Below are 9,172 nucleotides of genomic sequence, written 5' to 3' on the forward strand. Positions count from 1 at the left end.
TTTTCAACGATGTGTATGATACGATAGTAAACAATTAAAATAGTAAACAAAAATGTCAAGATCAATAATATATACCAATCCCATATTTTCTGCGTAAAAATAACGAGATTTTCTGTATAGAATAGAAACAGGCTTCATTATTTTTATTGTTTGTATACTGCCTTATCACAAGCTAATTTGGAATAAGTCTGTTCTATTTTTTTCAATAATTTGAATTGAATAAGCCCACTTTTATAGTTTAGATAAGTATTTCTGATTTATAAGAATTCTCATTTACATTACGCAAAAAATGTTACGTTCACAGCGGGATTGATTATTTAGTTACAAATGAAGTTGAGGTGAACAGATAATATTTGGGATTTTTCCAGAACAAATGTCGCGCGCAATTTCGCCTTGCTGTTCAATATTATACGTATTAAATGCCTTGTCAGGGTGATAGGTGTATTTGTAGGGATTGTAACTTTTAAAGCTTAGGTAATAGGCTGATTGTAATAAAGCACCTTTAAATAGTACATGAATGCCTTTTTGATATTGCATGACATGTGTGAGTTCGTGAATAAAAATACCCTGCATAAACTTAGACTCTAGAGCGTAATTTTCACTGTAATCAGCAGGATTGACATAAATATTCCCATTGGGGGCCATAAAAATACCGCAACTCTGCCAAGGGAGGTAGCGCGTAGCAATAATTTTAGGCCGTTCGCAATCAAGCATGTCACCGAAAACCATTTGCGCTAATATTTTTTCTTGAGCAGTCAAATGTCTAATCGGATAGTTTTTTAGGTGACGGAAAATAAAAAGTGTAATAAGAATAAATGGTGTATGGATTAAGCGTTTAAAGGCATTAAAAGTTAGCATAGCTTTGCCATTAAATGAGTTCATCTATTTCTTTAGCATAGTATAGATTAGGTATTGCTAAATAAAGAGGTAGGGAATTGATTAATTTTATAGTTCTGTTTTGAAAAATATAATTGTTTGAATAGATTGTGCATTTTATTAGGATGAATAAAAGAATTCTTGGATAAGAAAAGCAAAAGCCCCAGTTAAAACTGAGGTTTTACAACAACTAAAATCACAACAGCAAATAAAATTAAGGTTGGCATTTCATTAAAGAATCGCCAGAACTTATGTGATTTATAGTGAGCATTTCCGATGAGCTTTTTACGATAATAGCCACATACCAAATGATAAATCACTAATAAAGCCACTAATCCAACTTTGAGGTAAAACCAAGTCGCTTGATGGTAATGTCGAGTTGCATCACCCCACTCTACAAGGAAATGGGCGGTAATTAATGTAGCAATCATCGAAGGCCACATAATTCCACGATACAACTTGCGTTCCATTACCTCAAAGCGTTGATGACTTGCAGCATCTTCACTCATAGCATGATAAACATATAGACGTGGTAAGTAGAACAAAGCAGCGAACCAGCAAACCACGGCAATAATATGTAATGCTTTTACCCACAAAAAAGCATCAGAAGGTGCATCCATCGATAATCCTAGGTGGGATTATGCATCCCACTTCTTGAAAATAAGGCAAGCGTTAACACCGCCAAAGCCAAAACTGTTACTCATTACAGTATTCAATTTTGCATCACGTTTTTCAAGTACGATATCGAAAGGTTTTGCGCCTTCATCAAGTTCAGTCACGTTGATGTTTGGTGCAATAAAGTCATTTTGCATCATTAGCACAGAGTAAATAGCCTCCTGTACACCAGCTGCACCCAAGCTATGACCTGTCATAGATTTGGTTGAGCTAAGAGGAGGTACGTTACCTTCACCAAATGCACGTTCCATTGCTTTAAGTTCTGTAATGTCACCAGCTGGAGTAGAAGTACCATGTGTATTTACATAGTCAATTTTCTCTACACCATGTTGCTTAGCTTCTTCAAGTGCCATTAATACACAACGTGTAGCACCTTCACCACTTGGAGCAACCATGTCCGCGCCATCACTGTTCGCAGCATAACCTACTACTTCAGCTAAAATGTTCGCACCACGTGCTTGCGCGTGCTCAAGTGATTCAAGTACTACGAAACCACCACCGCCAGCAATAACGAAGCCGTCACGGTCTGCTGAATATGGGCGAGATGCTGTTTCTGGAGAGTCGTTATATTTCGAGCAAAGTGCGCCCATTGCATCAAACAATAAACTTTGAGACCAGTGATCTTCTTCACCGCCACCAGCAAGCATAAGGTCTTGTTTGCCAAGTTGAATTAAGTTGTACGCATAACCAATTGCATCTGCAGAAGTTGCGCAAGCACTTGTAATAGTATGTGAAATACCTTGTAGTTTAAATGCAACACCTACGTTTGCAGTAATGGTGTTTGACATGTTACGTGGTACGAAGAATGGACCCACTTTACGTGCGCCTTTAGTCTCTAATAATTCTGTCATTTCAACAACAGAAGCAGTTGAGCCACCACCTGAACCACCTGCAATACCATAACGTGGATTACCAGCAAGTTGTTCAGGAGTAAGGCCTGCATGTTCAACTGCAGCTACAGCAGCGTTGTATGCATACATCGCACATACGCCCATGAAGCGTTTTAATTTACGGTCGATATTATCAAAGTCTTGTTCTGCAGCAGCGCTGACATGACTTTTAAAATTGAGTTCAGCATAAGTTGGGTTAAAACGTGTCCCGGAGATTCCATTTTGAAGTGAATGAGTAACTGCTTCTAAAGAGTTACCGATACATGAGTTAATACCCATACCAGTGATTACAACACGTTTCATCTACAGGTCCCTTTATGGTGATATTTAAGAGTCTATCGTGTTCAACAGCTATGAAAATGAATAGGAGAATATAGCTGTAAGAAAACGGGACTCATGTTTTTCGTTGTTAACATGATAGCAGAAAGGATTTTTATTTCTTATGGCAAATCTTTATGACAATTTTACATTTAAAAAAAATAACCAAATACATAGTATGTTGCATTTAGGGTTAACTAAAATACACACATTCAAGTTGAGATAAATCCACATTCCACCTAGTATTTATCTCTAATTAGATAAATTAAAAAATCGAGGTACTTGATGACAAAATTTAATAATAATCAATCTGACAATTTGTTTTCTCAGGTCTTCGGAGTGGCTAAAAAGCTCAGTTCTACAGGATTGAGTATCTTGCAACAGAACCAATCAGGTGACGTCAGTAAGGTAATTGAACCAATCCCAACTGGAAAAACTGTTGAAGGTAGATCGAGAACAAAAAGCCCATTTGAAGTTGAGCAATATGAAAGTCCTCAACAAATGCTAAGAGAACATTTACCAAAAGTCACACGTCAGGTATTTGGTCGACATTTTAAAAAAGTAAATGGTGTTGCTACATTTCTTTCGCCAGATTGGGATGAAAAAATCTCAGGCCATTTATTTAATTGGTTAAATGACTTTAGTTCAAAAAGTACCTTAACTGAAAAAATCCTAGAAGAAGCCGGTGCTAAAGATTTATTTGAATTAACTAAAGATACAGGTCGTTCTCAACGTCTAAGTCAGGCGCTTATAGAACAAAACAAGCTCATTGCGACTGTACAAGGTGCAATTACAGGTGTATCAGGCGTTGTTGGTGCAGCTGTAGATATTCCAGTTTCATTGGTTTTGGTTTTAAGAACTATTTACCAGACAGGAAGGTCACATGGCTTTGATCTGCTGGAGGTAGCAGACCAAGATGTTGTTGAGTTTATTTTTAAAGAAGTTGACATTAGCCTGATTGCAGAGAAACAAACTCTCTTGTTGGCTTTAAAAACATTGCGAAATATGTTGGAAACTCAAGATATTCATCAATTTCAGCAAGTATTAGGTTCAACCACAGATATAGATACTTTAAAGAGCTGGCTAACAGATGAAGAAGGGGAGTTTAAATGGGAATGGTTAAATCGTATTCCTAAACTTTCAGCTTTTGGTAAGTTTATTCCAGTTGCAGGGGCTGTTTTAAGTGCAGTATATAGCTGGAAATTACAAGAAGATGTAGGACATAAAGCTCAGGCAATTTTTGGAGCTGCAAGACATTATTTAAACGAACATCCAAGTGAGCATTTATCTCCACTACAGGCTTATTATGCTGCGGTTACACTCATTCAAAAAGCAAGCCCAAGACTTTTAAATGTAGGCGAAGATGGCAATATTCATGCTGCTCATCATCATAAAGTAGAAAATCACGAGGTAATCTCGAAAGTATCTATTGTGTTAAAACCTACAGAAAGCGAAAAAAGTGAAGAGAAAGTTCAGGAAAATGTTCATAAGGGCTTAGAAAAACTTGCTGACAAACATGTGACAGAACATGAGCATACTGAACAAAAGCCTGCTCTAACACCAGAGGATGATGACGAGATATTAGAAGATAAAAAATACTCTTAACAATACGCTTACAAAGTGAAGGTTTAAAAAGTAAAAATAGCCTCTATTTAAATTTGTAAATCGTGCTGTCAAACATTGATATGGTCAACATTTGGTAAGTATTGCCGTGTTGACCATTTTTGCATCTTGGCTTACAATTATGTGCCCTTAAAAAGAGGTATTTTCTTTTTAAGGTTTTTTAATAACGGGAGAATTGCCATATGGCAACAACGAATCAGTTGATCCGTAAGGGTCGTACGACTTTGGTTGAAAAATCCAAAGTTCCTGCGTTGAAGGCTTGTCCACAACGTCGTGGTGTTTGTACACGTGTTTATACAACTACACCTAAAAAACCTAACTCAGCTATGCGTAAGGTTTGCCGTGTTCGCTTAACTTCAGGTTTTGAAGTATCTAGCTACATCGGTGGTGAAGGCCATAACTTACAAGAGCACAGTGTTGTTCTTATCCGTGGTGGTCGTGTTAAAGACTTACCGGGTGTACGTTACCATACCGTTCGTGGTTCATTAGACTGTGCTGGTGTTAAAGATCGTAATCAATCACGTTCTAAATACGGTACTAAGCGTCCTAAGAAGTAATTCTAGGAAACTAGTCGAATAAGCCCTTTAGCGTTTCGCTTGTTTGAATTCTTCATAGATTTGTAATTCAAGCGACGTATAGTAAGGCCAGCGTCGTGTACATGACACTTGTACAAACTGCTGGATCATCCTGAAGTGTCATATTATTAGGTGTATTAAAATGCCAAGACGTCGCGTAGTCGCTGCTCGTGAGATCCTTCCAGATCCAAAATTTAGCAGCCAAACAATCGCTAAATTCATGAACCACGTAATGCAAGATGGTAAAAAATCTATTGCAGAAAGTATCGTTTACGGTGCTTTAGAACGCGTTCAAGAAAAAAACAAAGTAGACCCAGTTGAATTTTTCGAGACTACTCTTGAAAAAGTTCGTCCTATGGTTGAAGTAAAAGCACGCCGTGTTGGTGGTGCTACTTATCAAGTACCTATGGAAGTGCGCCCATCCCGTCGTACTGCCTTAGCTATGCGTTGGTTAGTAGATGCTGCTGCTAAGCGTTCTGAAAAAACGATGGCTTTACGTCTTGCTGGTGAGTTGCTTGATGCAGCTGAAGGTAAAGGTGCAGCAATCAAAAAACGTGAAGATGTGCACCGTATGGCTGAAGCTAACAAAGCCTTCTCTCACTACCGTTTCTAAGCGGATAAAACAGGCCTTATTCAGGAGAATATTCATGCGTACAGCAGCTCGATTCAACATTGCTCTCTATCAAAGTGGGGGCTTTGCAGGTATTTAAGTTGCCTGTTTGGATATTCGCGCGCATCAATTTAATTGGTGCGTCCTGTTTTAAATATAACATTTAGGAATGTAGACATCATGGCTCGCCAAACCCCAATTACTCGTTACCGTAACATCGGTATTTCTGCGCACATTGACGCAGGTAAAACAACTACAACTGAACGTATTTTGTTCTACACAGGTGTATCTCACAAAATTGGTGAAGTACACGACGGTGCAGCAACAATGGACTGGATGGAACAAGAGCAAGAGCGTGGTATTACAATTACCTCTGCTGCTACGACTTGTTTCTGGTCTGGTATGGGTAACCAATTCGAACAACACCGTATCAACGTAATTGACACCCCGGGACACGTAGACTTCACAATCGAAGTTGAACGTTCTATGCGTGTTCTTGACGGTGCGTGCATGGTTTACTGTGCTGTAGGTGGTGTACAACCTCAGTCTGAAACTGTATGGCGTCAAGCGAACAAATATAAAGTGCCTCGTTTAGCATTCGTGAACAAGATGGACCGTACTGGTGCAAACTTCTTCCGTGCTGTTGAGCAAGTTAAAACTCGTTTAGGTGGTAATCCTGTTCCTATCGTTGTGCCAATTGGTGCTGAAGATACATTCCAGGGTGTTGTTGACCTTATCGAAATGAAAGCGATTATCTGGGATGAAGCATCTCAAGGTATGAAGTTTGAATATGCTGATATCCCAGCTGACCTAGTTGATACGTCTAACGAATGGCGTACAAAAATGGTTGAAGCTGCGGCTGAAGCTTCTGAAGAATTAATGGACAAGTACCTAGAAGAAGGTGATCTTTCTAAAGAAGACATCATCGCTGGTTTACGTGCTCGTACATTAGCTTCTGAAATTCAAGTAATGCTTTGTGGTTCTGCGTTCAAGAACAAAGGTGTTCAACGTATGTTGGATGCTGTAATTGAATTCTTACCATCACCTACAGAAGTTAAAGCGATCGAAGGTATCCTTGACGACAAAGACGAAACTAAAGCGTCTCGTGAAGCATCTGACGAAGCTCCGTTCTCTGCACTTGCGTTCAAAATCATGAACGACAAATTCGTAGGTAACTTAACATTCGTACGTGTTTACTCTGGTGTTCTTAAACAAGGTGATCCGGTTTATAACCCAGTTAAAGCTAAGCGTGAACGTATCGGTCGTATCGTGCAAATGCATGCGAACGAACGTCAAGATCTTGATGAAATCCGTGCAGGTGATATCGCAGCGTGTGTAGGTCTTAAAGACGTTACAACTGGTGATACATTATGTGATGAGAAAAACATCATTACTCTTGAGCGTATGGAATTCCCAGAGCCAGTAATTTCATTGGCTGTTGAACCAAAAACTAAAGCAGACCAAGAAAAAATGTCTATCGCTTTAGGTCGTTTGGCTAAAGAAGATCCATCGTTCCGTGTTCGTACAGACGAAGAATCTGGTCAGACAATTATTGCTGGTATGGGTGAACTTCACCTTGACATCATTGTTGACCGTATGAAGCGTGAATTCGGTGTTGAAGCTAACATTGGTAAACCAATGGTTGCTTACCGTGAAACGATCAAAAAGTCTGTTGAACAAGAAGGTAAGTTCGTACGTCAAACTGGTGGTAAAGGTAAGTTTGGTCACGTATATGTACGTCTTGAACCGCTTGATGTTGAAGAAGCTGGTAAAGAATACCAATTCGTTGAAGAAGTTGTTGGTGGTGTAGTACCTAAAGAATTCTTTGGCGCGGTTGACAAAGGTATTCAAGAACGTATGAAGAATGGTGTATTAGCTGGTTACCCTGTTGTTGGTATTAAAGCGACATTATTCGACGGTTCTTACCATGACGTCGACTCTGACGAATTATCGTTCAAAATGGCAGGTTCTTATGCCTTCCGTGATGGTTTCATGAAAGCGGATCCTATCCTTCTTGAACCTATCATGAAAGTTGAAGTAGAAACTCCAGAAGACTACATGGGCGATATCATGGGTGACTTAAACCGTCGTCGTGGTATGGTTCAAGGTATGGACGATCTTCCTGGTGGAACAAAAGCAATTCGTGCAGAAGTTCCTCTTGCTGAGATGTTTGGTTACGCGACTCAAATGCGTTCTATGTCTCAAGGTCGTGCGACTTACTCTATGGAATTTGCTAAATATGCTGAAACTCCACGTAACGTGGCTGAAGGCATCATCGCTAAATTCCAAGCTGGCGGTAAAAAAGGTGACGACGAGTAATCTTTCGATTACTATAAGCCCAAACTAATTTCTTAGTTAAAAACCAAGTGCTCATGGGGTGACCCTCCATGAGTAGTTTATAAAGGAAGATCATCATGGCTAAAGCCAAGTTTGAACGTAATAAGCCACACGTAAACGTGGGCACAATCGGTCACGTTGACCATGGTAAAACAACTTTAACTGCTGCGATTGCAACTATCTGTGCAAAAACTTACGGCGGTGAAGCGAAAGATTACTCACAAATCGACTCAGCACCTGAAGAAAAAGCACGTGGTATTACAATTAATACTTCACACGTAGAATACGATTCTCCAATTCGTCACTACGCGCACGTTGACTGCCCGGGCCACGCCGATTACGTTAAAAACATGATTACTGGTGCTGCTCAGATGGACGGCGCGATCCTTGTGTGTGCTGCGACTGACGGTCCAATGCCACAAACTCGTGAACACATCCTTCTTTCTCGTCAGGTTGGTGTACCTTACATCATCGTATTCTTGAACAAGTGTGACCTTGTTGATGATGAAGAATTACTTGAATTAGTAGAAATGGAAGTTCGTGAACTTCTTTCTACTTATGACTTCCCTGGTGATGACACTCCAGTTATCCGTGGTTCTGCGCTTAAAGCGTTGGAAGGCGATGCTGGTCAATATGGTGAGTCTTCAGTTCTTGCTCTTGTTGAAGCGCTTGACTCTTACATCCCAGAACCAGAACGTGCTATCGACAAAGCATTCTTAATGCCAATCGAAGACGTATTCTCAATTTCTGGTCGTGGTACTGTAGTAACAGGCCGTGTAGAAGCTGGTATCGTTAAAGTTGGTGAAGAAGTAGAGATCGTTGGTATTAAAGATACAGTTAAAACAACTGTAACTGGCGTAGAAATGTTCCGTAAACTTCTTGACGAAGGCCGTGCAGGTGAGAACTGTGGTATCTTACTTCGTGGTACTAAGCGTGAAGACGTACAACGTGGTCAAGTACTTGCTAAACCAGGTACAATCAAGCCGCACACTAAATTCGACGCAGAAGTATACGTACTTTCTAAAGAAGAAGGTGGTCGTCACACTCCATTCTTAAATGGTTACCGTCCACAGTTCTACTTCCGTACAACTGACGTAACTGGTGCAATCCAATTACAAGACGGCGTTGAAATGGTTATGCCAGGCGACAACGTTGAAATGTCAGTAGAATTAATCCACCCAATCGCAATGGACCCAGGTCTACGTTTTGCGATCCGTGAAGGTGGTCGTACTGTAGGTGCTGGTGTTGTTGCGAAAGTAACTGCATAA

The 9,172-nt window shown here is 39.9% G+C and carries 8 protein-coding genes; 5 read left to right on the plus strand and 3 right to left on the minus strand.

All coding sequences use genetic code 11. From position 1 onward, the window contains the following. Positions 1-321 precede the first annotated feature (321 nt). From MKL51_RS12490 to MKL51_RS12500, 3 genes are all read right to left on the minus strand, one after another. On the minus strand, positions 322-882 hold the full coding sequence (locus MKL51_RS12490) for a hypothetical protein (RefSeq protein WP_002120301.1): 561 nt from the start codon (positions 880-882) through the stop codon (positions 322-324). A gap of 161 nt (positions 883-1,043) precedes the next feature. After that, positions 1,044-1,496 carry a protoporphyrinogen oxidase HemJ gene (gene hemJ / locus MKL51_RS12495; RefSeq protein ID WP_002120291.1) on the minus strand — a complete coding sequence of 151 codons (453 nt, stop codon included), beginning with the start codon at positions 1,494-1,496 and terminating at the stop codon, positions 1,044-1,046. A gap of 18 nt (positions 1,497-1,514) precedes the next feature. Next, positions 1,515-2,744, minus strand: coding sequence for a beta-ketoacyl synthase N-terminal-like domain-containing protein (locus tag MKL51_RS12500; RefSeq protein WP_002120440.1), 1,230 nt, complete (start codon positions 2,742-2,744; stop codon positions 1,515-1,517). Positions 2,745-3,044: 300 nt separating this feature from the next. On the opposite strand from MKL51_RS12500, the gene MKL51_RS12505 reads away from it, so the two are divergent. The 5 genes from MKL51_RS12505 (at position 3,045) to tuf (ending at position 9,172) form a co-directional block, all read left to right on the plus strand. After that, entirely contained in the window at positions 3,045-4,364 is a 1,320-nt protein-coding gene (locus tag MKL51_RS12505) for an EcsC family protein (protein WP_019767918.1), read from the plus strand. Positions 4,365-4,564: 200 nt separating this feature from the next. Next, positions 4,565-4,939 carry a 30S ribosomal protein S12 gene (gene rpsL, locus MKL51_RS12510; RefSeq protein ID WP_002050319.1) on the plus strand — a complete coding sequence of 125 codons (375 nt, stop codon included), beginning with the start codon at positions 4,565-4,567 and terminating at the stop codon, positions 4,937-4,939. A gap of 160 nt (positions 4,940-5,099) precedes the next feature. Beyond that, positions 5,100-5,570, plus strand: coding sequence for a 30S ribosomal protein S7 (gene rpsG, locus MKL51_RS12515; RefSeq protein ID WP_001138055.1), 471 nt, complete (start codon positions 5,100-5,102; stop codon positions 5,568-5,570). Positions 5,571-5,747: 177 nt separating this feature from the next. Beyond that, positions 5,748-7,886, plus strand: a complete 2,139-nt coding sequence (gene fusA, locus MKL51_RS12520) for an elongation factor G (protein ID WP_002120436.1) — start codon at positions 5,748-5,750, stop codon at positions 7,884-7,886. A 95-nt stretch (positions 7,887-7,981) separates the two neighbouring features. Next, positions 7,982-9,172: an elongation factor Tu gene (gene tuf, locus MKL51_RS12525; RefSeq protein WP_005065785.1), complete on the plus strand. Its 1,191-nt coding sequence runs from the start codon at positions 7,982-7,984 to the stop codon at positions 9,170-9,172.

It is taken from the genome of Acinetobacter sp. AOR18_HL (assembly GCF_027855145.1).
In the GTDB taxonomy this organism is placed as follows: Bacteria; Pseudomonadota; Gammaproteobacteria; order Pseudomonadales; family Moraxellaceae; genus Acinetobacter; species Acinetobacter pittii.

Coding starts and splice junctions, on each gene's coding strand:
- MKL51_RS12500 (WP_002120440.1), bottom strand. CDS start 2,744: ATGAAACGTGTTGTAATCACTGGTATGGGTATTAACTCATGTATCGGT.
- tuf (WP_005065785.1), top strand. CDS start 7,982: ATGGCTAAAGCCAAGTTTGAACGTAATAAGCCACACGTAAACGTGGGC.
- hemJ (WP_002120291.1), bottom strand. CDS start 1,496: ATGGATGCACCTTCTGATGCTTTTTTGTGGGTAAAAGCATTACATATT.
- MKL51_RS12490 (WP_002120301.1), bottom strand. CDS start 882: ATGAACTCATTTAATGGCAAAGCTATGCTAACTTTTAATGCCTTTAAA.
- MKL51_RS12505 (WP_019767918.1), top strand. CDS start 3,045: ATGACAAAATTTAATAATAATCAATCTGACAATTTGTTTTCTCAGGTC.
- fusA (WP_002120436.1), top strand. CDS start 5,748: ATGGCTCGCCAAACCCCAATTACTCGTTACCGTAACATCGGTATTTCT.
- rpsG (WP_001138055.1), top strand. CDS start 5,100: ATGCCAAGACGTCGCGTAGTCGCTGCTCGTGAGATCCTTCCAGATCCA.
- rpsL (WP_002050319.1), top strand. CDS start 4,565: ATGGCAACAACGAATCAGTTGATCCGTAAGGGTCGTACGACTTTGGTT.